The following is a 26880-nucleotide window of genomic DNA, read 5'->3' as shown; positions in this document are numbered from 1 at the left end:
GCGTTCAGCGACGGCACTTTCGGAGACCGGCCGCGGCGGTTCTCGCCGTGGTACTGGCCTGTACGGCCCTCATCGGGGTGGCGTCCCCTGCGGGGGCGGCGCTACCACCCGACAGCTCGCCACCGGACGCCGGGGAACGGGCCCTGATCGCCAAGGCCGAGAGCGACGGACCGCAGAGCGTCATCGTGCAGGTCCCGAGCGTCGGTGACCAGCGAGCGGTGCTCGGAGAGATGCGGGCCAGGGACAGCGGGATCCGGGTCACCACGGTCTTCGACCTGTATCCGCTGGTCACCGTGACCGCCGACGCCGAGGCGATCGAGGAGCTCGCCCAGTCGCCCGACGTGGTCCGTGTGCATCCCAACCGCCTCAACGAGCCCACGATGGACTCCAGCCTGCCGGTCATCAACGGTGACGACCTGCATGCGCGGGGGATCACCGGCGGTGGGCAGGCCGTCGCGGTCCTGGACACGGGAATCGACGCCGCGCACGAGTTCTTCGGCGGCAAGGTGGCCGCCGAGGCGTGCTTCTCCGCCGGAGGCGACGGCGAGAGCCTGTGCCCGAACGGCGAGGAGGAACAGACGGGAGCCGGCGCGGCCCAGTGCGACGAAGCGCTGTGCGACCACGGCACCCACGTGGCAGGAACCGCGGCCGGCGCTGCCACCGGCAACGCCCCGGGAGACGGTGTGGCCCCGGCGGCCGACATCATCGCGATCCAGGTCTTCTCCCGCTACGACGAGGACGAGGACTGCCAGGACGAGAACGGGGTCGGGCAGGCGCCGTGCGTCAAAGCGTCGGACGACGACATCATCGAGGCCCTGCAGCACGTCCAGAGCCTCGCTGCGGACCGGGACATCGCCGCGGTGAACCTGAGCCTCGGCTCCGGCGAGTACGGCGAGCACTGCGAGGACAGCGACTACCGCGAGGTGCTGCAGGGGCTTCGGACAGCCGGTGTCGCTCCCGTGATCTCGGCGGGCAACGACGACCACGCTGCCGCGGTCGGCTCCCCCGGGTGCGTGCCGGAGGCGATCACCGTGGGCGCTACCGACGACGACGACAGCGTGGCGGGCTACACCAACCGCGGCGCGCAGCTCGACGTGTTCGCCCCGGGGACGGATATCGAGTCGTCGGTCCCGAGCGGTTCGGACAACGGGTACGGCACCAAGAGCGGCACCTCCATGGCCGCCCCGCACGTGGCCGGCGCCTTCGCGCTGCTGCGGGAGGAGCGGCCCGGCGACTCGGTGGACGAGCTCGAGGCCCTGCTGGAGGACACCGGCTTCGATGTGCCGTACCCGAGCGACGGCGGAGAGGTCACGACGCCGCGGATCGACCTGGCGGCGGCCCTGCCCCAGGAGGAGTCGGGCCTGAGCTACACCGGTCCGACGTCGGCGGCGCTGGACGAGACGTTCACGGCGTCGGCCACGCTGACCGCCGGCGGTAGCGCGCTGGCGGGCGAGACCGTGTCGTTCTCGCTCGGTTCCGGCGGTGGGTCACAGGAGTGCTCGGGGACCACCAACAGTGCGGGTGAGGCGAGCTGCGAGCTCACCCCGACCGACGCGCCGGGCGAGACCACCCTGACCGCGGACTTCGCGGGGAACCGGGACGTGGAGCCCGCGAGGGACACCGTCGCCTTCACCATCGGTCGGCAGCCGACCGTGGTCACCTACACGGGGCCGGCCGAGGCCGACTTCCACGACCTGTTTGCAGCGTCGGCGACGCTGACAGCGGGCGGAAACCCGGTGTCGGGGCAGACCGTGTCGTTCTCGCTCGGCTCAGGTGGCGGGTCGCAGGAGTGCTCGGCCACCACCGACGGCTCGGGCGTGGCGACCTGCTCGATGACGCCGACGGACGTGCCAGGCTCCACGACGGTCGGCGTGACGTTCGCAGGGACGGCGACGCTGGCGCCGTCGAGCGACTCGGCGCCGTTCACGGTCACCCGGCAGGAGACGGCCCTGCGGTACACGGGCCCGGAACGCGTGGCGAACGGGACCGCCGTCGAGCTCTCCGGTGTTCTCACCGAGGAGACGACAGAGGGCCCTGGCGTCGCGGACCGGGAGGTGACCCTGGCACTGGGCGCCGGTGCGGACCGGCAGGAGTGCACGGGGACCACCGGCTCCTCGGGCGCCGTTGCCTGCACCATCGACCCGGTGGACCAGCCACTGAACGCGGACGCGACGGTGCCCGTCTCCGTGGAGTTCGGCGGGGACGACTACTACGAGCCGTCGAGCGCGTCGGCGACGGTGCTGCTCGAGTACTACACCGGCAGGGCCTACGGCCTGAGCGGCAGCGTCCCGCTCCCGCTCGTCGGGTTCGACATCGAGCCGACACCCGACACGGGCGAGATCAGGACGGCCGACGCGACCTCCACCGGGACGCCCTGCCTGGCCGAGCTCAGCCTGATCCTGCTGCAGGCCGACGCCCTCTGCCCGAACGTGACCACGAGCCTCGCGCCAGGGACGTCGGTCGCCACCACGAGCGTGGACGAGGTACGGATCGGCATCCCCGGGCTGCCGGTGATCGAGCTGGAGAACGCGACGGCCCAGGCCACCAGCACGTGTGCCGGCGACGGCTCGGCGACCGGCAGCACCGAGATGACGCTGCGGGTCGGTGGTGAGGTCATCGAGATCGGCACCGAGCCGAACACCGAGGTCGACCTGCCCGGCGTGGCCCGGATCGTCGTCAACGAGCAGGTCCCCGATCCGGACGCCGACCACGGGCTGACCGTCCGCGCCCTGCGCCTGACCGCGCTGGAGGGCGGCCTGGCCGACGTCGTCGTGGCGTCCGCGACGAGCGGGGTGCACAACTGCGCGAGCTGAGCCTGGCCGGCAGCCGTGCATGAGGTCGGCGGCTCGCCTCGAGACAGGTCCCAACCCGGGCCGGTCTCGAGGCCGGCCGCCGACCTCCACCTCGGGGGATGAAGAAGGCCGGAACACGCCCGACCTGCAGGGAGGCATTGGTACGCTCTGTGCCCCCAGCGGGGAGCATTCGTCGTGCAGGGTCTCGGCGAGATGGTGCTGCTGATGCCGAGCAGACGACGGCTGGCCCGACCGACCGAGACGAAGAAACCGACCTCCATGCGGACCAGCCGACTAGTCAGCCTCATGATCGCCGTGATCGCCGCCATCATCTGGATGGTGAGCACCTACGCGAACGCGTCGAACTCCTGGGATCCCGTGAACTTCGTCCTGCGGATCGCTGCGGGTGCCCTGACGATCGCCGCGGCGGCCGAGTGGCTCGTGCTGAGCGTCCGCGAGAGCCGGGGGACCGGTGCTCGTGCGCGCGGATCGCACGTGGCGACGGCCGTGCGACGGAGCGCGGGCTCCAGGACGGCGCTCGACGACCTCTTTCTGGCCGCCGGCCGCCGGCCCACCCCGGCCCAGGACCTGGCGACCGTCACGGGCGGCAGCGCCGTCGTGGTGGTCGCTTACCTGATGGAGCGCAAGGTCCGTCGGGTCTCGCTCAGGGTCGGGCTGGACGACGCGTCCGTGGAGTCGCTGGAGTCCGTGCTGGGCGCGGCACCGCACCGGCTGTTCGGGACGCAGCCGCCCACGCGCGGGGCGTTCGAGAGGTCGGCGTACACGCAGCTCGAAGGTGCCTCACGGTCCGGGGCCTGGAGCATCGCGGTCCCGACAGCCGACGTCGACCTGCTCCGCTACGTCCTCGTGCGAGCGGAAGAAATACGGTGAGCGCCTGACGCGTCCCCGGAGTCGTTCCGGCACCGGAACGTCACAGAGGGCGGGGCCACCTGGCTGGTGGCCCCGCCCTGTTCTGTGACTACTTCTGTGACTGCTGCCGACCGGACAGCGGTGCTGCCCGCCCGGCGGTGTGGATCACTGCCCCGAGAGGGGCGGCGTGATCTTGATCAGGGCAGAGGTGTTGCCCTTGAAGGCCTTCTTGAGGTGGATCACGGTGCCGTAGCCGACACCGGCGTCCGCCGGGTCTCCGGTGCCGGTGATGGCACCGATGCCGAAGTCCTGCCCGAACTCGTCCGGCAGGAGCTCCCCGTTCTCGTCGACGATCCGCACCGTGTAGGGCGAGTTGTCGACGGACGGCACCACGGTCGACGCGTCGTTGTCACGGTAGAACAGGCTGCCGTCGTTGACCTCGATCCCGGGGTACCAGCCTGCGTCGTCGGTGAACGTGCGCACCGGTGCCTGGGCCTCGAAGTCCGTGCAGAACTCCACGGTGGTGTCCTCACCCGTGACGCACTCGGTGAACGGGTACGTCGGCTGGAGGCCGAACGCCACGTTCGAGGACTGCGGACGGGACGGAAGGTTCTTCAGTGCCGAGGTGTCCGGCGTTGCCGAGTCGTCGCGCCGCAGCGGGTCGAAGTGGCTGTCCACCAGCAGCAGGCCGCCCTTCGCTCCGGTGCTCGGCAGCTCGGAGAGGTTGTTCAGGACGTGGTTCTGGCGGCCGAAGGTCGTGTCCCGGTACCAGACGAGCATGCCCGGCGCGTTGTAGGCGAGCTTCTCCACCTTCCACGCGTCAGTCTGCGGAGCCGCGTACGTGGTGTCGTACGCGTACTTCAGACCCTCGTCGAACCCGTCGAGGTTGCGCCACTCGACCAGGTAGAAGTGCTCCTGGACGGACGAGCCCGAGTAGATGTGCCAGCCGTTGCCCGTGGTGTCCGTGAAGGTCGAGACCTCGGGCGTCCAGCCCGCCGTACCCGACTCCACGTCGTCGCTCCACACGACCTCGCTCCCGCTCGTGAGCTCGAAGTCGTCGGAGAACCAGCCACGGTCCTCGAACGCCGCGTCCGTGGCGTAGCGCAGGCGTACCTGGACGGTCTGCCCGGCGAACGCGGACAGGTCCACGTTCAGGTGGGCCCAGCCCTCGGTGGTGCCGGTGAGGCCGTACTTCTTGGTGCCGTAGTCGGCCATGCGGCCGTTCGGGTCGGCATACCCGTCCGGTGTGGTGACCTCGGCGCCGGCGTCGTCCAGGACCTTCTGCTCGTCCCAGGTGGCGCCACCGTCGGTGGAGACCTCGACGAACCCGTAGTCCCAGTCGGCCTCGATGCTGTAGTCGGCCCAGAACGAGAACGTGGCGTCGGCGGGGACGTCGAGCGTGCGGTTCAGCCGGACGTCGGCCCAGCTCTGGTCCGATCCGGTGTACCACATGGCCTCACCGCTGTGGGGCACGCCGAGCTCGATGCGCTTGTCCGGCAGGTTGATCTTGACGCCGTCCTGGGTGCCCCGGAGCGGGCGCGAGGCCTGGCCTACCTTGACGGCCAGCTTGTCGTCGCCCGGGTTCACCTCGACCGGGTCCACCCAGCCGAGCACCCACTTGTCCCAGATGCCCATGTGCGTGGGCATCGACTGGAAGATCGGGCCGGAGTGCGACCCGGAGCTCATCAGGTCCCAGAAGTCCACGTCGGAGTCGCCGCCGCTGGCGGTGTCGTACAGGTCGGGCAGGCCGAGGTCGTGGCCGTACTCGTGGGCGAAGACACCCACGCCGGAGTCCTCCGGCTGCACGATGTAGTTGGACAGCCTCAGGTCGGTGCCCGGGATGGGCGCGCCACCGGGGACGTTCGACGAGTGGGCCCAGATGGCGTACGTGCCCTGCTCGCCGCCACCACCGGACTTGTCCTTGCCCGCGTGGACGAGGACCACGTGGTCGATCACGCCGTCCGGCTCGTGGACGTTGCCGTCCCCGTCCCGGTCGGCCTGGTCCTCGATGTCGTAGTCGGCCCACGGGAAGTCGGGCTGCATCGCGGCGAGCTTCGCCACGGCGTCGATCGGCAGCTGCCCGGGACCGCTCGGGTTGTCCGGGTGGCCGTTCATGGTCTGGTAGGCACCGGCCTCCCACTCGCCCTCGTCGTTGAGGAAGCAGCGCTGCGCGCCGTACCAGGCCTCGGAGTGCGGCACCTTGACCCACGGTGTGGCCTCACCCGAGACGGTGTAGGCGTTGCGCGACATCTCCTCGTACATGTTCTTCATCGTGTAGCCGGAGATGTCGATGCCCGGCCGGCCGTCAGGTCCGGTGAGGTCGGGGCGCACCCGTTCGGTGATGCCTTCGTCCGTGAAGAGCATCTTGTCGAAGTGCTCCGACGAGAAGTCCTCGACCCACATCGTGTTGTTGTCGGGCTGCGATGCTTCTGCGGGGTTCGGGATGTTGTTGTGCAGCGGCCCGTTCTGGACGTTACCCGGCATGCATTCCGACGAGCCCCAGAAGGTGGGCACCATCTGGTCGGTGAAGTCGTCGTTCGCGTTCTCGTCGAACTCGACGAGGATGGTCAGGAGGCGAGCCTCCTGGGTCCGGGGCGCGCTCTTGTAGCGAGACTCCTTGATCTCCTTTGGGCTCCTGCCCGTGCGGATGGCCTGGCTCTCCAGCTCGGCGAGCTGCTCCGCCGCCGCCGGGTTGCCGTTGGAGAACTTCTTGGCGAGCTCGTCCGACGCGGTCTGGACGGAGGAGTCGACGCCGACGCCGCTCTTGCCCTCTGCCTTGTGGACGATGGTGCGGCCGTCGGCGGTGATCTCGACGTCGTCGCCGATCTCGGGCTGGGCCGCGACATCGGCATAGTTGATGTAGTGCTCGGACCTCTCGACGGCCGGCGCACCGCTCCCGGTGGCCGACGCCGTCGTCGCCCCTCCGGTCGCGGCGAGCCCGGCCACGGTGAGCGCGACGACAGGCATCGCGGCCACCGTGCACCGAAGCGCACGTCGTGTCTGTGTTCTCATGCGTTCTCCCAGATCAGGCCGTCAACATTGATGGCGTTACGGCAGAGCAGAAGGCCGCGGGAATGTGGCGGCCTTTGCATGCATACCGGAACTCGACCTATGGCGATAGGGGAACAGGGGCTTTTCCTGCATTAGCGAGTTGAATTCACCCGCAGGAAAATCCGTTGAGTGCTGGGCATCTGTCGGGTTGATGGCCTTCGCGCCAACAGATACCCAGCACTCAACGAGCTTGGTGGGGCCAGGCCGGGGAGAGGCGGACCACCGCGCCGACCACGATCACCGCGGGCGGCTTGACGCCGACCTCGGCCGCGCGGTCCGCGATGGTCGCCAGCGTGCCGACGGTGACGCGCTGCCCGGGCCCGTAGCCGTCCTCGATCACCGCGGCCGGGGTGTCGGCGGGACGGTCAGCGGTGACGAGCGCCTCGGCCGTGTCGGCCAGGCGGGTGACGCCCATGAGCAGCACGAGCGTGTGGTCGGCACCGCCGGGTACCTCGGCGGCGCCGTCGTGCCCGGTCAGGACGCTGAACCCGCGCGCGACGCCGCGGTGGGTGACCGGGATGCCCGCCGCCGCCGGCACCGACACCGCCGACGTCACGCCGGGCACGACCTCGACCTCGATGCCGGCGGCTCGGCAGGCCGAGAGCTCCTCGCCGCCGCGGCCCAGCACGTACGGGTCCCCGCCCTTGAGGCGGACGACGTCGCTCCCCGCCTGGGCGTGCTGGATCAGCAGGGCGTTGATCTCGTGCTGCGGTACCGGGTGGTTGCCGCTGGTCTTGCCGACGTCGACGATCTCGACGTCGGGGGAGAGCTCGTCCAGCAGGGCGCGCGGACCGAGCCGGTCGACGATCACGACGTCGGCCTGAGCGAGGACCGAGCGGCCGCGCGCCGTGATGAGGCCCGTGTCGCCGGGGCCGCCGCCGACGAGCCAGACGCGACCGAGTGCGACGGGGGTCTCGACAGGCTCGACCAGCGGGGTGGGCTCGACCTGCGTCGGCAGCTTGGGCCGGTGGCGGCGCAGCGGCAGCCTGCCCGACTGGAGCTGGGCCGCCACCGCATCGCGGATCGCCTGCGCACGCCGCGGGTCCCGGCCGGCGGTCACCGAGACGGTCACCTCGGCGTCGTCGGTCAGGGTGGTGCGGGCAACCGCGGGAACCCACGCGCTGCCCACCGAGGCGTCGCCGGCGGTGACGCAGAAGACCCGGGCGTGCTCGGCGTCGTCGGACACCTGGCGGTCGACCACCGCCGAACCCGTGGCCGTGTGCACGAGCCAGGCACCGTCGAGGTCGCCCGTGCGGTAGTCGCGGTGGACCCACTCGATCTCGGCCGGACCGGGGCCGTCGGTCGGCTCGGGGGTCTCGGACGCCACGGGCAGACCGGACTCGGCGAGCACGGAGTGCGGCGCGACGAGGCGGACGCGCGCGCCAGCCTCGACGAGCGAGCGGACGCGGCGCGCGGCGACGGGCCCGCCGCCGACCACGACGACGAGCCGCCCCGCGACCTTCAGTCCGAGCGGATAGACGTCGTGGCTCATGATCGTGGCCTCCCGTGAGCGGTCCGGAAAAGGTCCGCCTCCAGCATGCGATTGCGCATGCTTTCGAGCCGCAAACCATGCGCGATCGCATGCTCGAGGCGGACCTTGCCGGTCCGGCGGACGGTCTGCACGGCCTCAGACATGGAGACCGCACTCGTCCTTGTCGCGCCCCGCCCAGCGGCCCGAGCGCGCGTCCTCGCCCGGCAGCGGCCGAGCGGTGCAGGGCTCGCAGCCGACCGACGGGTAGCCGTCGGCGAGCAGCGGGTTCACGACGAGGCCGTGCCGGCTCGCGTAGTCCGCGACCTGGTCGTCGGTCCACGCGGCGATCGGGTTGATCTTCACGACACCGTTGCGCTCGTCCCAGCTCACCAGCGGCGCGTTGGCGCGAGCGGCCGTCTCGCTGCGGCGCACGCCGGTGGCCCACGCCTCGTAGTTCTCCAGCGCCTTCTTCATCGGCGCCACCTTGCGCATGGCGCAGCAGGCCTCGGGGTCGCGGTCGTGCAGGCGTGGCCCGTACCTTGCGTCCTGCTCGGCCACCGTCAGCTCGGGGCGCACGTCCACGACGTTGACGTCGAGCTCGATCTCGACGGCGCCGCGCGTGCCCAGCGTCTCGGCGAAGTGGTAGCCCGTGTCGCCGAACAGCACGTCCACGAACGGGAACTGCTCCGCCACGAGGTGCGACAGCACGGTGTCCTGCATCGAGGAGGCCACCGCCATGTACGGCCCGAACTCCCGGACCGCCCACGCGATGACCGCCTGGGCGTCGGCCTCTGGCGTGCCCTCGCTCGCGTTCAGCTGGGCCTGACCGCGCTCCACCACGGCCCGCAGCTCCTCGGGGGTCCGACGGCGGCGCCTGGCCCGGGCGGTCGGCCGGACCGCACGGATGCTCTCGCGGGCGGCGGCGCGAGCGCGCACGCGCGCGAGCCGCGGGTTCGCCACGGCGTCGTGCCCGGAGAGCGACAGAGAGGACGTCGGAGCTGCTTCCACCGTGGTCATCGCAAGGCCTCCTCGTCGGTGCGGTGCGCCCACTGCGCGAACGTCTCGTCGCCGTCGTGGTCGGCGTCGTAGCGGCGCACCACGCGCTCCACGTAGTCGCCGATCCCGTCGGCCGTCACCTTGAGGCCACGCACGGTGCGGCCCAGACCGGCGTCGTCCCGCTCCACCGAGGCGAGCCCGCCACCGAGGTGCACCTGAAAGCCGGGTACCTGGTTGCCGTCGTCGTCCATCACGAGCTGACCCTTGAGGCCGATGTCCGCCGTCTGGATCCGAGCGCAGGAGTTGGGGCAGCCGTTGACGTGCAGGGTCAGCGGCTTGAGGTCCTTGAGGTCCCCGAGCCGCTCCTCGAGCTGCGTGATCGCCTCGGCCGACGTGGCCTTGGTCTCGACGATCGCGAGCTTGCAGTACTCGATCCCCGTGCAGGCGATCGTGTTCCGGCGGAACAGGCTCGGCCGGGCGTGCAGGCCCAGCTCGTCCAGGCCGGCGATCAGCGGCTCGACCTGGTCCTCCGCGACGTCGAGGACCAGCACCTTCTGCAGCGGCGTCAGCCGGACCCGGCGGCTGCCGTGCGCCTCGGCGACGTCGGCGAGCCGTGCCAGGTTCTCGCCGGCGACCCGGCCGACCGTGGGCGCTGCGCCGACGTAGAACCGGCCATCGTGCTGCTCGTGGACCCCGACGTGGTCGCCGCGCTCGGCCAGGCCCAGCTCGGCGGGGCTGGGCGGGGCGTCGCCGTCGGTCATCCGGTAGCCCAGGTACTCCGTCTCGAGGACGTCGCGAAACTTCTCGACGCCCCAGTCGGCGAGCAGGAACTTCAGGCGGGCCTTGTTGCGCAGCCGGCGGTAGCCGTAGTCGCGGAAGATGCGGACGACGCCGTGCCAGACCTCCGGCGCCTCCTCGGCCGACACGAACGCGCCGAGGCGCTCCGCGAAGCGCGGCGTCGTCGCCAGGGCGCCGCCGACCCACACGTCGTAGCCGATGCCGCGCTCGGGGTGCTCGACGCCGACGAACGACACGTCGTTGATCTCGTGCACGACGTCGAGGCTCGGGTGGCCGGTGATCGCCGTCTTGAACTTGCGGGGGAGGTTCGCGAGCGCGGGGTCCCCGATGAAGCGCTTCTGGATCTCCTCGATCACCGGCGTCGGGTCGATGAGCTCGTCCTTCGCGACCCCCGCGACCGGGCTGCCGAGGATGACGCGCGGTACGTCGCCGCAGGCCTCGGTGGTGCTCAGCCCCACGGCTTCGAGGCGCCGCCAGATCTCCGGCATCGCCTCGACCTCGATCCAGTGGAGCTGGATGTTCTGACGGTCGGTGATGTCCGCGGAGCCGCGGCCGAACTCGGTGCTGATGCCCGCGATGACCCGCAGCTGCTCGGTGCTCAGCGCCCCGCCGTCGATCCGCACGCGCAGCATGAAGTACTTGTCCTCGAGCTCGTGCGGTTCGAGCGTGGCGGTCTTACCGCCGTCGATCCCGGGCTTGCGCTGCGTGTACAGGCCCCACCAGCGGAAACGCCCGTGCAGATCGTCGCCGGGGATGGAGTCGAAACCCTCCTTGGCGTAGATCCGCTCGATGCGGTCGCGGACCTCCAGGGGGTCGGACTCCGCCTTGAACTCCTCGTTGTGGTTGAGCGGAGCGGGGCCGTCGACCTTCCACTGGCCGTTCGGGCGGGCAGGACGCTTCGCGGTCTTGGTCGGGGCAGGGGCGGTGTTGACCATGTGTGGGGTCCTGTTCGTGCGGGGCGCGCGGGCGTGGAGCTTGAGCTGGGGGAGTGGTGCGCGTCGGGCGGGCACAGGTAGCCGATTCCCGGGGATGACCAGGGACTCGGTGCTGCGGTTCGACGGCGGGTGGCGACCTTGCGGGGACGAGCGTGCAGGGGCGAGGGAGCGCGTCAGAGCTGACAGCTGCGACAGCAGTCGCAGGCACCGGTCGGCATGGCACACATGGGCATCTCGTGACGAGTCGTCACGAGGAAGATGCGCGCTGCCTTGGTCATGGCGAAGACGTTAACCCCGGTTGGTGACGGGCGGAAGGCCACGTCCACATAGTGGATGCCTATCGCTCGCATCGACGCTGCCTATGCATGTCCGGTTCGTGCGTTGCCGGCCACGCCATCGTCCGCGTGCCACGCCATCTTCTGCGGAACTCGCCTGGATCGGTGGATCAGGGCGTGCCTCGTGGACCATGACGTGCCTTGACGGTGTCCGCCGCGGATAGGCTGACGGCCATGGAGTTCCTCTACAACGTCTTCGTGTTCCTGCACTTCGCGAGCTGGGCTCTCGTGTTCGGCGGTTCGATCGCGTCGCTGCGCACCAAGGCGCTCTACAAGGGTGTCTCGCACGGCGCCATGGGTGCCGCCGCCGCCGGGATCATCATGGTCGGCATCGCGGAGATGGCCGGGCCCTTCGGCGGTGGTGAGCTGGACATGGCGAAGATCGGCGTGAAGCTGGTCGTCGCGCTCGCCGTCGCCGTGCTGGCCGTGCTCGCCGTCCGCAAGGGCGAGGACGTCTCACCGGGCCTCAAGGGCTCCGTGCTCGGCCTCACCTTGGTAAACATCCTGGTCGCGGTGTTCTGGAACTGATCGCCCGACCGCTAGGGTGCGGCCGTGAGCGTTCTCGGAGAAGTACTCGTCGGCGTGGCCATCCTGGTGGGCCTGATCGGCATCGTCGTCCAGGTGTTGCCGGGCGCTGTCCTCGTGCTGGGCGGCATCCTCGTGTGGGCGATCATGACCGGCGGCGTCGAGGCGTGGGTCGTGTTCAGCATCGCGGCGGTCGTCATCGTCATCGCGGAAATAGCCCAGTGGGTGATCGCGGGCAAGCACATGCGCAAGGCCAAGGTGCCCTGGCTGACCCTCGCCGTGGGTGGCGTCGCCGGCATCATCGGCTTCTTCGTGGTGCCGGTGATCGGCCTGTTCCTCTTCTTCGTCGGCGCGATCTTCCTGCTCGAGTGGGCCCGGCACAAGGATGTGCCGGCGGCTTGGCGGTCCACCAAGACTGCCGTCCAGGCCACTCTGATCACCATCGGCGTGCAGCTGGTCGGCGCGCTCCTGGCGTCGGGCGTCTGGGTAATCGGCCTCCTCATCACCTGACGCAGCGGGCAAGGTCCGCCTCCAGAATGTGATCAGGCACGGTTTCATACCCGAAACCGTGCCTGATCACATTCTCGAAGCGGACCTTCGCGTGCGAACCGCCAGGCTCACGCCACCGGGAGGTCGAACACCAGCAGCGTGCTCGACGCCGTCGCTACGACCGCGCCCGTCGCGTCCCGCACGACGCCCTCGGTGAAGCCGACGCGCGAGCCCGCCTTGACCACCGTGCCCTCCGCGGTGAGCGGACCACCGCCCCGACGCGCTGCCTTGACGTAGCTGACCTTGATCTCCACCGACGTGTAGCCCTTGCCCTGGGGCAGCACCGACTGCATGGCGCAGCCGCACACCGTGTCCAGGAGCGTGCAGAGCACGCCGCCATGGATCGTGCCGATCGGGTTGTAGCCGGACTCGTCGGGCGAGCACCTGAACGTGACCAGCCCCTCCTCCACGACGTCGATGTCGAGGCCGAAGTGCGCGGCGATGGGCGGCGGCGGGATGACGCCGTCCCGCATCCGGCGCAGGAACTCGACGCCGGACGTCAGCGGCGCCTGTGCTGCGAGCTGCATCGGGTCGTACCAGGTCAGCTCGCGGGTGCGTGGCTCGCCCCAGGCCTCGTGAGCGCTCGTGGGGGCGTCTGTCTGCTGTGTTTCGGACATGTCGGTAAGGGTAATGTCCAGGTCATGCAGGCCACTGACCTTCCTCTGATCCGTACCGTCTCGCGGCCCACCGTCCATCCGGACGGCACCTGGGCCGTCGTGTCGGTGACCCGCCCCGACCTCGACGCCGACGCCACCGTGGGGCAGCTCTGGCGGGTGCCGCTGGGATCGGCGGGCGGGGGCTCGGCAAGCTCGACCGACGATCTGTCGCGTCGCCTCACCCGCGGCTTCCGTGACACGGCCCCGCGCATGTCGCCCGACGGCGCCCGGGTCGCCTTCCTGCGCGCACAGCCCCAGGCCGCGCCGCAGCTCTGGGTGCTCCCGACCGATGGCGGCGAGGCCGTCCAGGTCACCGACCGCACGCTGGGCGTGAGCGACTTCCGCTGGTCGCCGGACGGCAAGCGCCTCGCCTTCCTGAGCCGCGAACCCGAGCCGGGCCGGTACGGCTCGGTCGAGGGCATAGCGCCCGGCGCCGAGCCGCCGCGCCGCATCACGGAGTGGAGCTGGACGCGCAACGGCGTCGGCTATCACCGGGACCGCCCGCAGCACGTGTTCGTCGTGGACGTGCCCGACGTCGCCGCCGAGCCGGTGGTGCAGCCCGCACCGACCGCACAGGGGGAGGCCGAGCCGCGCCCCACTGTGCCGGAGCCGCGGCGGGTGACCACCGACGACGTCGACCACAGCGGGATCGCGTTCACACCCGACGGAGCCTCGATCGGTGTCATCGCCGAGCGCGAGCAAGGTCCGGGGCAGGTGGCTCGCGGCATCGTGCGCGTGCTGCCGCTCGCCGCACCGGCCGGCGGTGGCTCCGACGTCGACCTCGGCACGCTCGCCCCGCAGGCGATCGCGTTCGGCCCCGGCGGCGAGCTGTACGTCGTCGCGCAGGACCTCGGTGCGGAGGGCAAGGACTTCGTGGCCCGCAACGCCGCGTTGTACGTGCTGTCCGCGTGGGCCGACCCCGGGCCGCGTCGCCTCACCGACCCGGAGACGCAGGAGATCGGCGGGGAGCCGCTGCCGCTGGCGGACGGCGGAGTGCTGCTCACCCTCGCGAGCCGCGGCACCCAGCAGGTCCTCCGGGTCGCCGACGACGGCGCCACAACCCAGCTGACCAGCGGTGATGTCGTCGTCTCGGAGATCGGCTTCGGCGGCGGGACCCTCGCCGTCGCGTACGCGGACCCCGAGAGCTACGGCGACCTGGGTGTCGTCGACCTGGCGGGAGGTGGGGAGCTCCGGCGTCGGACCGACTTCTCCGCGCCGCTGCGCGCCACCGGCCTCGTGACCCCGAAGGAGCTGACCGTCACGGGGCGCGACGGACACCCGGTGCACGGTTGGCTCGCCGTCCCGGAAGGAACCGGCAACCACCCGACGCTGCTGATGATCCACGGCGGCCCCTACGGCTCCTACGGCGTCGACCTGTTCGACGAGACGCAGGTGCTTGTCGACGCCGGGTACGCCGTCGTGTACTGCAACCCGCGCGGCTCCGCGGGCTACGGGCAGGCCCACGGCAGAGCGATCCGGCAGGCGATGGGCACCGTGGACCTGCACGACGTGCTGGACTTCCTGGACGGCGCAGTGGCCGCCGACGGGCGCCTGGACGGGTCCCGCGTGGGCGTGCTCGGCGGTTCGTACGGCGGGTACCTCACGGCGTGGACCATCGCGCACGACCACCGGTTCGCCGGCGCGATCGTGGAGCGCGGTTTCCTCGACCCCGAGGTGTTCTTCGGGACCAGCGACATCGGCTCGTTCTTCGGCCTCGAGTACGTGGGCGAGAACCCGGAGCAGGTGGCCGCGCAGTCGCCGCAGGCCGTCGCGGAGCAGGTGCGCACGCCCACGCTCGTCATCCACTCGGAGCTCGACCTGCGCTGCCCGCTGTCCCAGGCGGAGCGCTACTACTCGACGCTCAAGCGGCACGGCGTGGAGACGGAGCTGGTGGTCTTCCCCGGCGAGAACCACGAGCTGTCCCGCTCCGGCCGCCCGCGGCACCGGCAGCAGCGCTTCGAGCTGATCTTGGACTGGTGGAAGCGGCACCTGCCGGTTGGATGAGAGCATCGTCCCCGTGCAGATCATCACCGCCCCGCTCGCCCAGCTCGATGTCGCCATCGCCTATGGGGTCTGGAAGCTGCGCCAGGACGTGTTCGTCGTCGAGCAGGACTGCCCGTACGACGACCTGGACGGGCGCGACCTCGAGCCGACGACCGTGCAGGTCGTCGGTCTCGGCGAGGCCGCGCCCGACTCCGTGTCCGACGGCGGCACCCGCGTGCTCGGCACCGCCCGCGTCCTCGACGACGGCGGGGTCTGGCGCATCGGCCGCGTGGCGCTGGTCAAGGGCGCCCGAGGCAAGGGGCACTCCGACGAGCTCATGCGTGCGGCGCTGAGGTACATCGAGGACGCCGGCGACGACCGCGACGTCGTGCTGGACGCTCAGTCCCCGCTGACGCGCTGGTACGGCAAGCACGGGTTCGAGCCGGACGGCGACGAGTTCCTCGAGGACGGGATCCCGCACACCCCGATGCGGCTGACGCGAGGCTGACGGAGCTCAGTAGGCGCCGCGGCCCGAGACGACCGCGCGGGCCGTCTGGGCCAGGATCAGCAGGTCGAGGAACGGCGTCCAGTTCTCGGCGTAGTAGACGTCGAGGCGCACCGACTCCTCCCAGGACAGGTCCGACCGTCCCGTGACCTGCCACAGCCCCGTCATACCGGGCTTGACCAGCAGCCTGCGGCGCATCCGCTCCTCGTAGGCCGCGACCTCGTGGGGCAGCGGTGGGCGCGGGCCGACGAGGCTCATGTGCCCGCACAGCACGTTGAAGAGCTGCGGTAGCTCGTCGAGCGAGTACCGGCGCAGGACGCGCCCGACCCGCGTGATCCGTGGGTCGGCGCGCATCTTGAACAGCGGGCCGGCCGCCTCGTTCGTGGCGGCCAGCGACACGACGTCGCGGTCCGCACCGACGTACATGGTGCGGAACTTGACCATCGGGAAGGTGCGCCCGCCCCGGCCGACACGGTGCGACAGGTAGAACACCGGACCCCTGCTGGTCAGCGCCACCGCCAGCGTGATGACCAGCAGGACCGGCGAGACCAGGATCGTCAGCAGGGCGGTCAGGCCCCAGTCCATGACCTGTTTCACGGAGAACTTCGGGCCCTCGAACCGGGGCGTGTCCACGTGCAGCAGCGACATCCCCGGGGCTGGGGACACGGTGATCCGGGGGACCGCGACGTCGGCGAGCTCGGCGGTGAGCATCAGGTCGACGCCGTACCGCTCGAGCTCCCAGCCCAGCCGTCGCACGACGTCGGCGGTGACCTCGTGCGAGCTGCACACCGCGACGGCGCCCGCGCCCACCTCGTGCGCCGTCTGCCCGACGTGGTCGAGGTCGCCGAGGACGGGAACGCCGCTCAGCTTCTCGCCGGGCCGGACGCCGCTGGTCGGGACGCACACGCCGACCACGACGAACTCCTGCTCGGGCGCGCCGTTCAGCAGCCGGATCAGCCGTGCGGCCTGCTCGCGCCCACCGATCGCCAGGACGATGGTCAGGCCACCCTCGCCGCGCCGGCGCTGGCGCAGCAGATGCTGCCGCCAGGCGTAGCGTGACGCCACGAGGCCGACCATCCCGAGCGGAGCGGCGACCAGCAGCAGGGTGCGCGCCTCGGCGTAGGCGGTGACCCAGGCGAGCAGGACGATCACGCTGAACGACTTCCAGGTGGCGTCGAGGACCCGCTGGTACTCGGACATGCCGCGGCCGAAGAAACGCACGTCGTAGGCGCGGTTCGTGTTCAGCGCCGCGAGCCAGACGATCGCGAGCAGCAGGCCGGGGCCCGTATGCATCATCAGCTCGGTGCCGGACCAGCGCGAGGGAGCGTCGAGCATGAGCTGCAGACCGTAGGCCGTGATCAGGGTCGCCCCGATCACCGTGGCGTCCGTCAGCCGGAGCCGCGTCCGGTACCCGGCCTGCCATCCGGTGCGGGCCCGCGGTGCGGAGACGACGCGGAGCGGGCGGACGCCGGCGTCCTCCGTGGCGGTCGACGCACCATGGTTCATCGGGAAGCCGTCGCGCACCGGAAAGAGAAGCGGCGGCTCACCGTCAACCGAGTGTGTGGTCACGCTCGATCCCTTCGGTTCCTGCTGGCGTGGCTGGTGCCCGGACGCATGCTTCGCGCGGCGCCCATGGCGTCGTGTGGGTCAGATGTGGTGCCGTCCGGGCAGCGTGGCGCCGGTGGCTGGAGACAACGTACGGCGAAGTCGGGGACAACGCGGCGTGAACCCGCATAAGTCACCCGCTAACTCCTAAATTTCACCTCTCGGACGGGCGATAACGGGAGAAGAGTGGAGAATTCACCCGGCGATGTGTCCGGCCGGAGTTCACCCGATCCGAGACCTCCTGCGTAGTTGCGCGACTGGCACAGTTGGCGCTCATGACAACGGTTCTGCTCGCGCACGCCTCCGTGGACCTCTACGGCTCCGACCTTCAGCTGGTCGAGACCGCGGTCGGCTGTCTCGACGCGGGCGCGGACGTCGTCGTGGTGCTGCCGGGTGACGGGCCGCTTGCCGAGCGGATGCGCGCCGTCGGCGCACGGGTGGAGACGCTCGACGTGCCGGTGCTGCGCAAGGCGCACCTGACCCCGCGCGGCATCGCCGCCCTCGGGATCCGCACCCTGCGTGCCCTCGCCCCGATGAAGCGGCTGATCCGGCGTCTGCGACCGGACGCGGTCCTGGTCAACACCCTCACGATCCCCGCGTGGCTGGTCGCGTCCCGTCTCGCGGGAGTGGCGCCCGTGTGCCACGTGCACGAGGCGGAGGCGGACGCGCGCTGGGTGGTCCGGGTCGGCCTGGCCGCTCCGCTGCTGCTCGCGCGCGACGTCGTGGTGAACTCGGCGGCGGCGCGCGACGTCGTCGTGTCGGCGGTCCCGGTGCTCGGCCATCGGACGGGGGTCGTCTACAACGGTGTGCCAGGTCCGCCGGTGTTCGAGGACTCCGACGACGGCGCGGGTGGCGCGGCTCCGTCTCCGGTGGCCGACCGCGGTGCGGGGCCGGCGTCCGGTTCGGCGCGCGTCGTCCTGGTCGGGCGCCTCTCGCCGCGCAAGGGCTCCGACGTCGCGCTCGAGGCCGTGGCACGCCTGCGCCGGGACGGCCGGGACGTGCGGCTGACGTTGTGCGGGTCGGTGTTCGCCGGTTACGAGTGGTTCGAGGACCAGCTCCGGGCCCGAGCCGACGAGGACGACCTGGCCGGGGCGGTCGAGCTCGTGGGGTACGCGGACCCGTGGGCGTGGTTCGCGCGCGGCGACGTCGTCGTCGTGCCGTCACGGGTGGAGCCGTTCGGGAACGTGGCGGTCCAGGCGATGCTCGCCGGGCGCCCCGTGGTCGCGAGCCGGACGCAGGGGCTCGCGGAGATCGTCCGCGACGGCGAGACAGGCCTGCTCGTGCCGCCCGACGACCCCGCGGCACTGGCCGAGGCGGTCGCAGAGCTCCTCGACGACCCGGCGCGCGCCGCTGCCCTCGCCGACGCGGGGCGCCAGGACGCCGGAGTGCGGTTCGGGGCGCAGCGCTACCGGGCGCAGCTGGGGCGGCTCCTGGTGAGCCGGCGCCGCGTCGTCCGCACGATGCCGGACGGCGCCGCAGGTTAAAGTCGCGGGCCTACGGCCAATTCACCCAGGGAGGGTGAAACCTAGGCGAGATGGGTGAAATGCCATGTTCACCCACCCGCGAGCGTGCTCCACCCGTCTAGGGCGACTTACGCTCCCCGCATGCCTCCGAAAACCCTGCACGTCGCGATGGTCGGCACCCGTGGTGTCCCCGCTCGCTACGGGGGCTTCGAGACTGCCGTCGAGGAGATCGGGTCCCGGCTCGCCGCGCGCGGACACCGGGTCCGCACCTACTGCCGCCGCGGCCCCGTCGCCGAGCGCGACACCGCTGCCCCGCCCCTCGAGCGTCACCTGGGCATGGAGCTCGTCACGCTGCCTGCGATGCGTCGCCGCTCCCTGGAGACGCTGAGCCACACCGCGCTCTCGGTGGCCCACCTCGCGACGCAGCGCACCGACGTGGCGTTCGTGTTCAACGCCGCCAACGCACCGCTGCTGCCCGTGCTGCGCACCGCGCGCATCCCCGTCGCCACGCACGTCGACGGCCTGGAATGGCGGCGCGCCAAGTGGGGCCCCGGCGGCCAGCGGTACTACCGGGCCGCCGAGACGGCGGCCGTGCGGCTCTCCGACGCCCTCATCGCCGACGCCCAGGGCATCGCCGACTACTACCGCGACGAGTACGACGCGGACAGTCACCTCATCACGTACGGCGCGCCCGACCTGACCGGCGTCGGACACGAGCGCCTCGCCGAGCTCGGCCTGGTCCCCGACGGCTACCACCTCGTGGTCGCGCGCTTCGAGCCGGAGAACCACGTCGACGTCATCGTCGAGGGGTACGTCGCCAGCGACGCGGTCCGCCCGCTCGTCGTCGTCGGCTCAGCGCCCTACGCGCACGAGTACACCGAACGGATCTCCGCGCTCGCGGCGGGCGACCGCCGGGTGCGGCTGCTGGGCGGCGTCTGGGACCAGGAGCTGCTGGACCAGCTGTACGCCGGTGCGCTCACCTACCTGCACGGACACTCCGTCGGCGGCACCAACCCGTCGCTGCTCCGGGCGATCGGGGGCGGCACCGCGACCGCCGCGTACGACGTCGCATTCAACCGCGAGGTCCTCGGGGATGCCGGGCGATACTTCCGCACGCCGGCCGACGTCGACGCGCGGGTCACCGAGGCGGAGGACGACGTCGCGGGCTGCGCGGACCGGGGCAAGGCGCTCGCCGAGCGCGCCACCACGTACGACTGGGACATCGTCACCGACGGGTACGAGCAGCTCGCCCGCGACCTCGCCGCCCGCACGACGACGGGCCCGCGGCCGTTCGCACGGCGTCGGCACGCCGAGCGGTGGGCCCAGCGGCCTGAGGGGGCAGACGTCCGATGAGCGCCACCGCCCGTGAGCCGTACGGCCAGGTCCTCGTCCGGCTCGGCACCGCGCAGAAGGGCGCCGCACGCGGCGCACCGGCCTACTCCCGGTTCGTGAACCGCCGCATCGGCAGATACCTCGCGGCGGCCGCCTACCGGGCGGGGCTCAGCCCGAACGCCGTCACCGGCGTGAGCGCGCTGTTCACGTTCAGCGGCATCGCACTGCTGATCGCGCTGCCACCCTCCTGGGGCCAGGGAGCCGCCGTCGCCGTGCTGCTGGCCCTCGGGTACGCCTGGGACTCGGCGGACGGCCAGGTAGCGCGCCTGACCGGCCTCGGCAGCCCCGCCGGCGAATGGCTCGACCATGCGGTCGACGCGGTCAAGGTGGTCACCCTCCCGCTCGCGCTCGCGGTGGGCTTCGCCGTGCACGACGTCGTGGCGCCCGCCTGGCTGCTCGTCCCCCTCGTGTCCGCGGTCACCAGCAGCGTCCTGTTCTTCGCGATGATCCTCACGGAACAGCTCCGCCGGGCGCACGGCGTGCAGTCGCTGGCGCCCACCGACGGCAGGTTCCCCTGGCTCCGGTCCGTGCTGGTGCTGCCGACGGACTACGGGGTGCTGTGCTGGACGTTCCTGCTGCTCGGAGCGCCGACGGTCTTCCTGTGGGTGTATGCGGCGATCACCGTCTGCACGACGGGTTTCCTGGCGCTGGCGCTGGTCAAGTGGTTCCGCGAGGTACGCACGCTGTGAGCGGTCTCGACGACGTCGCGCTGGTCGTCGTCAACTACGGCTCGTCCGGGCTGCTCGCGACGAACCTGCCGAGGACGGTCGGTGAGAGCGGCGTGCGGGTGGTGGTCGTGGACAGCCTCAGCGGCCCGGGGGAGCGGGCGGCCGTGGCCCGGCTGGCCACCCAGCACGGGTGGGAGCTGCTGACGCCCGCGACGAACGTCGGGTTCGGCGGCGGTTCCAACCTCGGTGCGACGCACGCCCTCGCGACCGGCTCCCGGGTCCTCGTGTTCCTCAACCCGGACGCCTGGACGGACCCGGCGGGGCTGGGGGTGCTCGCCGCGGCGGCGCGTTCACGGGACCGGGCGCTCGTCGCTCCCCGGATCCACCGGCCCGACGGGAGCGTCTACTCGCGGGGCCTGACGTACCTGCACCGCGCGGACGGCACCATGAGCGGCCGCCGCAGATCGCCCGACGACGTGCCGTGGCTCAGCGGGGCATGCCTGGCCCTCGGCGCAGGACTCTGGGGCGAGCTCGGCGGGTTCGACGAGGACTACTTCCTCTACTGGGAGGACGTCGACCTCTCGTGGCGCGCCCTGGCCCTCGACGCGCGGCTCGAGGTGGTCGACGACGTCCAGGTGGTGCATGACGAGGGCGGGACCCAGGAGTCCCGGGGCCGGGCCAAGAGCGAGACCTACTACCGGTACGACATCCGGAACCGGATGCTGTTCGCACGCAAGAACCTCGGCCCGGCCGAGGTGCGCCGGTGGCGGCGTGCCCTCCCGCGGGCCGCGCGGGCCGTGGCGCTGCGGGGCGGGCGCCGGCAGTTCGTCGAGGGGGTCGGGCCGTGGCGTGGGGTGGCGCGGGGCCTCGTGGAGGCGCTGGGCGTGTAGCGCTCCTGGACACGATCGCAACCGTCCGCGCTCTGCGTCCGGCGCTCCACGATCACTCTTGCCAAGTAATCTTGCCAACAAGTAAACTTGTTGGACGGAGATGAAGTGAACGACGACGTCGACGAGGTCACCGAGCTGGAAGAACCGGTGATCCTGGAGCCTGCGTTCCGGCACGGCGTGGACGAGCAGGACATGCTGCACGCGTTGCGCCACGAGACACAGCACGTGGTCCAGGAGGACGGCATGGTGATGTTCATCGGACCGGACCATAGGGGGACACTGATCGAAGTCGGGGTCCTGGAGTGGTTCGGGATTCTCGCGATCGGTCATGCGATGCGTCCCGCGAGAGCCAAGTACCTGCGACGCAAGGGAGGAAAGCGCTGATGCGACGAAACCTGGAAGCGCTGATCGCGAACGCCGACGCGCTGGCGGACCAGTTCGAGGGGTACGAGCCCAAGGACGACGACTTCGATGCGCCGGTGCCGCCACTGATGGCGGTCAAGCTCGCCGCGTTCAAGCGCGATAGCGCGGAGAAGGAACTCGCCGCCGCGGTCGAGGCAGCCCGGGAGGCGAGGGTGTCCTGGCGCAAGCTTGGTGAGGCGATCGGGACCACTGGCGAGGCTGCCCGTCAGCGCTACACACACGCCTGACGGCTCGCGTGACAACTCGGACGAGCACGGCGTCCTCCCGCGGCGGTCATGGTCAGATCCCGTCCGCCCGCAGTCGACGGCGCACCCACCACGTCGTCGGGATCACCTGACACACCAACACCGACGCCGACGTCGCCCACACCGGGCCGGCCGCCCCGAGATACGGGATAGACCACCACGCCAGGCCGAGATTCAACGGCACCATCAGGATGATCGGGAGGACCTGCGCTCGCAGGCCAGTTGCGTCGGTCATATACATGCCGATCGGGTACTTCGCTGCCTGAACGACCACGAACGCTATGAACGCCGCTGTCAACGACAAGGTGAGGCCGATTTCTCCTCCAGTCACCAGGGGCACCAGTACGGGAAGCAGCGCCGCGAGCAGCAGGGACAACCCCACACCCGCCGCGGCGAAGACCAACGAGGCGCGGAACGGTGAGGCCTTGACTGACTGGCTGCGGGCCCGCGCGAAATGCGGCCAGAGGGCGAGCCCCGCCGTCGACACGGCGGCGAGGACGATGCCGAAGAGCTGCGCGGCGAGGTTGTACTGGGCGAGATCAGCCGACGTACCTTGGTGACTCAAGAGGATTCGGCCGGTCTGCATGGCGATGGGCAGCGAGACCATCTGTACCAGCATCGGCCAGGCGATGTCGAAGACACGGACGCCGGGAACCGTCCGTAGTCGAGGCACATCCCGAAGCGCGGTGCCGACTTGTGGCCGGACCAGGCGCGCCGCAGTGACCAGGAGGATCACCGCCACGATTGCCACCGCCGCGTAGGAAGCGACGGCGAGGAAGGATCCTGACCCGTTGCCCACTGCGAGGATGACGAACACGCCCGCCATCACCAGGGGTGCTGCGAGCCCGCCGATGGCCGTCTGGAGCGGGTTGCGGCCGAGCCCCACGAGTATCCGCGCGCCGACACCGCAGGGTAGCGCCAGGCCGAGGATCGTTATGCACACCGTCGCGGTGACCGCACCGCCTTCGAGCAGCCCCGGCCCAAGGACCACAGGCCACCAGCCGAGCACGCCCAGCAGCACGCCGACCGCCGCGATCGTGAGGCCGGAGCAGACCAGTACCCGGAAGGCGCTGGTGAGCGTCCTGCGGACCACGGGATCGGTGCTCGCCCGGTCCGAGGAGGCCAGCACGTTCACCACCACTGCGGCCATGCCGAGGTCCGCGAACGGGATCAGTGCCGGCAGGGACGCCAGGAGTCCGTACTGGGCGTACTGGGCGACGCCGAACTGCTCGATGATCATGCGAGCGGTCACTATGCCGAGCAGCCCCGACAGCCCCGTCACGATCACCTGGACGATCGCGCTGTTCCCGACGGAGTGCCACGGAGCACCCGTCCGGGTCTGCGTCACGCGCGCGCTCCGGCACCCGGGCGGGATGGTCCTCGGGACAGTGCCGCGCGATAGACGTCCAGGTGCGCCTGTCCGGCAGCGTCCCATTCGCGCGCGCCCAGGTCCGGCGACGGCGCGCGCGGCGCGCGCACGGCCGGTAGCGCCGCTTCGAGGGCCTCGGCCGTCAGATCCCCGGTGAAGGTGTGGATCCAGCCTGGCCCGACCTCCTTGGCAAGGTCGGCGTTGACCGATGTGTCCGGGACGAGGACCGGCCGGTCCAGTGAGAGCGCGGCCAGGACGGTCCCCGAGTTGTGCATGAATCGGTAGGGCAGCACCACGAGCTCCGCGGCGGTCACGGCGGCGACCAGTTCGTTGTCGGACAGGAACTCGAAGCGCAGGGTGACCCGGGCGTCGCCGTCGGCAAGTGCGGTGATCGTGTCCGCGAGCTCGGGGGTGGAGGCCGCCCCCGCGATCCCGAGCGTGAGCGAGCCGTCTGCGACGGACCGGAACGCCTCGACCAGCCCCTCGACCCCCTTGTACCGCCGCACGAGGCCGACGTACTGGAGCCGCCCGTGGACCGTCGCCGAGCGGGGGCCGGTGTACCAGTCGCGGTAGTGGCCGTGTGGGATCGTGGTCGTCGGCCCGGGGCAGTCCGTGCGGTCGTTGAGCACTATCCGGTGCGTGGTCAGCCGGTCGAACCAGCGCAGCAGGGCCCGCTGGATCCGGTCGGCGTCGGCCGGAGGCTCCACGTTGTGCACGGTGCGGACCACGGTGGTGCGGGCGAGCGTGAGGCGCACCAGGAACAGCGCGGCGAGAGTAAGGCGGGCCAGGCGCCCGACGAGCCGCCGCCCTCCGAGGCCGACGAGCGTTTCCGGCCAGTGGAGATGGACCACGGAGTAGCGCCCGAACAGAGCTGCGGGGTACGAGAACGTGACGACCTCGAGGGCGGGGGTGCGGCGCAGCGCCGCGGTGAGCATCGTGATGTATGGGTTGGTGGTGCTGCGCGGTTCACGGTTCGACGTCAGCACCTGGACGGGAGTCATACGGGGCTGGCCTCGGCCGCGGGGCTGCCTGACCGTGTCGTGCCGTAGAGGCGCTCCACGACGTCGGGCAGCCGGGAGATGGACCAGCGGTCCGACGGCGTGCCGGGTCGGGTGGCGGCCTCCGCGAGCTGGTCAGCGAGGTGCGCGACGACGTCGCCCCGCACGTCGGCCAGTCGCGCGTTGACCCCGGCCATGAGCGGCACGCCGCCGAGCGGCAGGCAGATCACGGGACGCCCGAGCGCGCTCGCCTCCGCCGCTGCCCAGCCGGCCTGGTCGTGCATCGAGGGAAACAGCATCGCATCGCACCCGGCGACCGCGTCGAGCACCTCGGCCCGCGGCCGATGCCCATGGAAGACGACGCGGCCGGTCACGTCCCGCCGCTCGGCGAGCCGCACGAGCGTCGAGCGGTCGTATCCGTCGCCGTAGACGTGCAGCTCCCAGCCGGGGGTGCGGGCTAGCGCCTCGATCGCGAGCCGACCGCCCTTGAGGCCCAGGAGCCGGCCCGCGAAGACGGCCCGCAGGGGGCGCGGCACGGAATCGTCGGCATGGGCTGCCCCGGCCCGCGTCGACAGAGCGTGCTCCGACAGGTCATCGAGCGAGGCGTTCGGCTCCACGATGACGTGTCGGGCCCGCCGGAACCGCCGTGCCACCGTCTCGTTCTGCGCGACGACGACCGAGGCGCGCCGGGCGGCGGTGGCGCCCCAGACGGCCCGCAGCGGCGCGGTGATCAGCGCACGGAGCAGCTCGGTGGTGGCCCCGCGCAGCCCGAGCCAGCGCACGAGGCGCAGGGGGACGATGGTCGCTCCGCCGACGGGTCCCCAGACGACCGGCAGGTTCCGGACCCGGGTCAGCCCGCAAGGCAGCCAGTCGTTGGCGAACGTCACGTGATGGCCGACGTCGAACGGCGTGGCTGCGTGCAGCTCGGCGGCGCGCCGGGCCAGCACGCGCTGCCAGAGCACGTAGTACCAGTACACGTCGATGCTGCGGCGCTTGAGGGCAAGAAACCGCTCGGACAGGTCGAGGTACTCCACAGTGAGGTGCCGCGCGAGCTCGGGGTCGCTCGCGAGCGCGGCGGTGACCGCCGGGGCGAACCGTCGCCGCGTGATGACATGTACCTGGTGGGACCGGGCCGCCGCCCGGGCGAAGGCCCATCCGGCCGCGGCCTCCGGCTCGTCGCCAGGTCCGCAGGCGTACGCGCTGACCAGGACGCGCGGGTGAACCTGCTGCATGAGTCTCGACTCTCCGGAGGATCAAGGGGGCGGGCCACGCTACGGTAACTGCCGGATCAGGCGTCGTGGTGCCGTGGAAGGGGTGATTGTGGTGGGTGAAGTTCGGCAGGAGCGGTTGGTTGTCGCCGTCCTGACCTACCGCCGCCCGGAGCGGATCGCGGCACTCGTGCCGGTCCTCGTCGAGCAGGCGGCCGACCTGATGTGCCGGGCCGAGGGGATGGCAGTGAGCGTGCTGGTGGTCGACAACGACGCGGCGGGCACGGGCGCCGCCGCGGTCGCCGAGGCTGCCGCGGGCGTCATGGCTCCGGCCCGGCCGGGCGGGGACCCGACCTGGCCCGTGACCACCGTCGTCGAACCGGAGCCCGGTATCTCGGCGGCCCGCAACCGAGCGCTGCGCGCCTCGGCCGATCAAGACCTCCTCGTGTTCGTGGACGACGACGAGGTACCGCACGCCGGCTGGCTGCACGCCCTGTGGGCGACCTATCGAGCGACGGGTGCTGCTGCCGTCGCAGGGCCTGTGACCTCCCGGTACGCGGTGGAACCCGAGGCCTGGGTGGTGGCCGGCGGCTTCTACGACCGTGCCCATCGCAGCGGTCTGCGGACCGGGACCGGCGTCTCCAGCGCAGCGACGAACAACCTCCTGCTCGACCTGCGCGTGGTCCGCAGAGCGGACCTGGCCTTCGACCCGGCCCTCGGGCTCTCCGGCGGCGAGGACACGCTCTTCACAAGCGCGCTGACCGCGGCGGGCGGGCGCATCGTCTGGTGCGCCGAGGCGGTGGTGTCCGACGTCGTGCCCGCCGACCGGTTGACCCGTACCTACCTGATCGCGCGCACCGCGGGGCTCGCGAACGCGTCGGCGCGGGTGGCGCTCTTGCTTGCCGCGCCGCACCGGGGCCGACGGTCCGTGATACGAGCGCGCATCCTGATGGCCGGGCTGGCGCGCGGTGTCCTCGGAGGGCTGGGGGTCGCGGTGGCGGCCGTGCGGAGCGACGTCGCGCGGGACGCGCACGGCCGGCGGGCGCTCGCCAGGTCCCGCGGCGAACTGCTCGCGGCGTTCGGCAAGGTGCTGCTGCCGTACGCCCGGTAAGGGGTGAACTCCGCCGGAACAGAGGGCTTACGCGGCGCCGCG

The 26880-nt window shown here is 71.4% G+C and carries 22 protein-coding genes; 13 read left to right on the top strand and 9 right to left on the bottom strand.

From position 1 onward, the window contains the following. The first annotated feature begins 47 nt into the window (after nt 1-47). Together AB0F40_RS07825 and AB0F40_RS07820 are read left to right on the top strand one after the other, a co-directional pair. Nucleotides 48-2813 (top strand): choice-of-anchor P family protein, encoded by a 2766-nt coding sequence (locus AB0F40_RS07825; protein ID WP_357465561.1) that lies wholly within the window; start codon nt 48-50, stop codon nt 2811-2813. A 174-nt stretch (nt 2814-2987) separates the two neighbouring features. Then, nucleotides 2988-3683 (top strand): hypothetical protein, encoded by a 696-nt coding sequence (locus AB0F40_RS07820; RefSeq protein ID WP_357465560.1) that lies wholly within the window; start codon nt 2988-2990, stop codon nt 3681-3683. A gap of 144 nt (nt 3684-3827) precedes the next feature. On the opposite strand, the gene AB0F40_RS07815 is transcribed toward AB0F40_RS07820, so the two are convergent. The 4 genes from AB0F40_RS07815 to AB0F40_RS07800 all read right to left on the bottom strand — a co-directional run bounded on the left by AB0F40_RS07815 (nt 3828) and on the right by AB0F40_RS07800 (nt 10913). Further along, entirely contained in the window at nt 3828-6629 is a 2802-nt protein-coding gene (locus AB0F40_RS07815) for an immune inhibitor A domain-containing protein (RefSeq protein WP_357465559.1), read from the bottom strand. Between the two features lie 265 nt (nt 6630-6894). Continuing rightward, entirely contained in the window at nt 6895-8205 is a 1311-nt protein-coding gene (cobA, locus tag AB0F40_RS07810) for a uroporphyrinogen-III C-methyltransferase (protein ID WP_357465558.1), read from the bottom strand. A 135-nt stretch (nt 8206-8340) separates the two neighbouring features. Continuing rightward, a complete protein-coding gene (locus AB0F40_RS07805; protein WP_357465557.1) occupies nt 8341-9201 on the bottom strand; it encodes a phosphoadenylyl-sulfate reductase in 861 nt (286 codons plus the stop codon). Continuing rightward, nucleotides 9198-10913, bottom strand: a complete 1716-nt coding sequence (locus tag AB0F40_RS07800) for a nitrite/sulfite reductase (RefSeq protein WP_357465556.1) — start codon at nt 10911-10913, stop codon at nt 9198-9200. The genes AB0F40_RS07805 and AB0F40_RS07800 overlap by 4 nt, the downstream gene beginning before the upstream one ends. A gap of 509 nt (nt 10914-11422) precedes the next feature. Here AB0F40_RS07800 and AB0F40_RS07795 point away from each other — a divergent pair. Next, nucleotides 11423-11776 carry a hypothetical protein gene (locus tag AB0F40_RS07795; RefSeq protein WP_253869033.1) on the top strand — a complete coding sequence of 118 codons (354 nt, stop codon included), beginning with the start codon at nt 11423-11425 and terminating at the stop codon, nt 11774-11776. Nucleotides 11777-11800: 24 nt separating this feature from the next. Next, nucleotides 11801-12283 (top strand): DUF456 domain-containing protein, encoded by a 483-nt coding sequence (locus tag AB0F40_RS07790; protein WP_357465555.1) that lies wholly within the window; start codon nt 11801-11803, stop codon nt 12281-12283. A 107-nt stretch (nt 12284-12390) separates the two neighbouring features. Here the strand turns inward: AB0F40_RS07790 and AB0F40_RS07785 are convergent, their stop codons facing one another. After that, the gene (locus AB0F40_RS07785) at nt 12391-12939 is read right to left on the bottom strand and encodes a PaaI family thioesterase (protein ID WP_357465554.1); all 549 of its coding nucleotides are present in this window, start codon (nt 12937-12939) and stop codon (nt 12391-12393) included. 24 nt (nt 12940-12963) lie between these two features. Between AB0F40_RS07785 and AB0F40_RS07780 the strand changes: the two genes are divergently transcribed. Continuing rightward, nucleotides 12964-14982: a S9 family peptidase gene (locus AB0F40_RS07780; RefSeq protein WP_357465553.1), complete on the top strand. Its 2019-nt coding sequence runs from the start codon at nt 12964-12966 to the stop codon at nt 14980-14982. 13 nt (nt 14983-14995) lie between these two features. Then, the gene (locus AB0F40_RS07775; RefSeq protein ID WP_357465552.1) at nt 14996-15469 is read left to right on the top strand and encodes a GNAT family N-acetyltransferase; all 474 of its coding nucleotides are present in this window, start codon (nt 14996-14998) and stop codon (nt 15467-15469) included. Between the two features lie 6 nt (nt 15470-15475). Here AB0F40_RS07775 and AB0F40_RS07770 read toward each other — a convergent pair whose 3' ends face one another. Then, nucleotides 15476-17035, bottom strand: coding sequence for a sugar transferase (locus AB0F40_RS07770; protein ID WP_357465551.1), 1560 nt, complete (start codon nt 17033-17035; stop codon nt 15476-15478). 311 nt (nt 17036-17346) lie between these two features. Here AB0F40_RS07770 and AB0F40_RS07765 point away from each other — a divergent pair, with 311 nt between their 5' ends. The 6 genes from AB0F40_RS07765 to AB0F40_RS07740 all read left to right on the top strand — a co-directional run bounded on the left by AB0F40_RS07765 (nt 17347) and on the right by AB0F40_RS07740 (nt 22134). Continuing rightward, nucleotides 17347-18555, top strand: a complete 1209-nt coding sequence (locus tag AB0F40_RS07765; protein ID WP_357465550.1) for a glycosyltransferase — start codon at nt 17347-17349, stop codon at nt 18553-18555. 120 nt (nt 18556-18675) lie between these two features. Next, nucleotides 18676-19887, top strand: a complete 1212-nt coding sequence (locus tag AB0F40_RS07760) for a DUF1972 domain-containing protein (RefSeq protein WP_357465549.1) — start codon at nt 18676-18678, stop codon at nt 19885-19887. Beyond that, nucleotides 19884-20615: a CDP-alcohol phosphatidyltransferase family protein gene (locus AB0F40_RS07755; RefSeq protein ID WP_357465548.1), complete on the top strand. Its 732-nt coding sequence runs from the start codon at nt 19884-19886 to the stop codon at nt 20613-20615. The genes AB0F40_RS07760 and AB0F40_RS07755 overlap by 4 nt, the downstream gene beginning before the upstream one ends. Then, nucleotides 20612-21484 carry a glycosyltransferase gene (locus AB0F40_RS07750; protein ID WP_357465547.1) on the top strand — a complete coding sequence of 291 codons (873 nt, stop codon included), beginning with the start codon at nt 20612-20614 and terminating at the stop codon, nt 21482-21484. Before AB0F40_RS07755 ends, AB0F40_RS07750 begins: the two co-directional genes overlap by 4 nt. A 105-nt stretch (nt 21485-21589) precedes the next feature. Beyond that, the gene (locus tag AB0F40_RS07745; protein ID WP_357465546.1) at nt 21590-21868 is read left to right on the top strand and encodes a hypothetical protein; all 279 of its coding nucleotides are present in this window, start codon (nt 21590-21592) and stop codon (nt 21866-21868) included. After that, nucleotides 21868-22134 carry a hypothetical protein gene (locus tag AB0F40_RS07740; protein ID WP_357465545.1) on the top strand — a complete coding sequence of 89 codons (267 nt, stop codon included), beginning with the start codon at nt 21868-21870 and terminating at the stop codon, nt 22132-22134. Before AB0F40_RS07745 ends, AB0F40_RS07740 begins: the two co-directional genes overlap by 1 nt. Nucleotides 22135-22186: 52 nt before the next feature. Here the strand turns inward: AB0F40_RS07740 and AB0F40_RS07735 are convergent, their stop codons facing one another. From AB0F40_RS07735 to AB0F40_RS07725, 3 genes are read right to left on the bottom strand one after another with little or no spacing between them, the layout of a single operon-like run. Then, nucleotides 22187-23500: a polysaccharide biosynthesis protein gene (locus tag AB0F40_RS07735; protein ID WP_357465544.1), complete on the bottom strand. Its 1314-nt coding sequence runs from the start codon at nt 23498-23500 to the stop codon at nt 22187-22189. After that, on the bottom strand, nt 23497-24522 hold the full coding sequence (locus AB0F40_RS07730) for a glycosyltransferase (protein WP_357465543.1): 1026 nt from the start codon (nt 24520-24522) through the stop codon (nt 23497-23499). Before AB0F40_RS07730 ends, AB0F40_RS07735 begins: the two co-directional genes overlap by 4 nt. Then, nucleotides 24519-25751 (bottom strand): glycosyltransferase, encoded by a 1233-nt coding sequence (locus tag AB0F40_RS07725; protein WP_357465542.1) that lies wholly within the window; start codon nt 25749-25751, stop codon nt 24519-24521. The genes AB0F40_RS07730 and AB0F40_RS07725 overlap by 4 nt, the downstream gene beginning before the upstream one ends. Before the next feature lie 91 nt (nt 25752-25842). Between AB0F40_RS07725 and AB0F40_RS07720 the strand changes: the two genes are divergently transcribed. Further along, entirely contained in the window at nt 25843-26838 is a 996-nt protein-coding gene (locus AB0F40_RS07720; protein WP_357465541.1) for a glycosyltransferase, read from the top strand. The last annotated feature ends 42 nt before the right edge of the window (nt 26839-26880 follow it).

Origin of the sequence: Promicromonospora sp. NPDC023987, from assembly GCF_040639055.1 — a bacterium.
Classification (GTDB): domain Bacteria; phylum Actinomycetota; class Actinomycetes; order Actinomycetales; family Cellulomonadaceae; genus Promicromonospora.
Note: the sequence above shows the minus strand (reverse complement) of the source record. Positions and strands in the feature narration are given on the sequence as shown.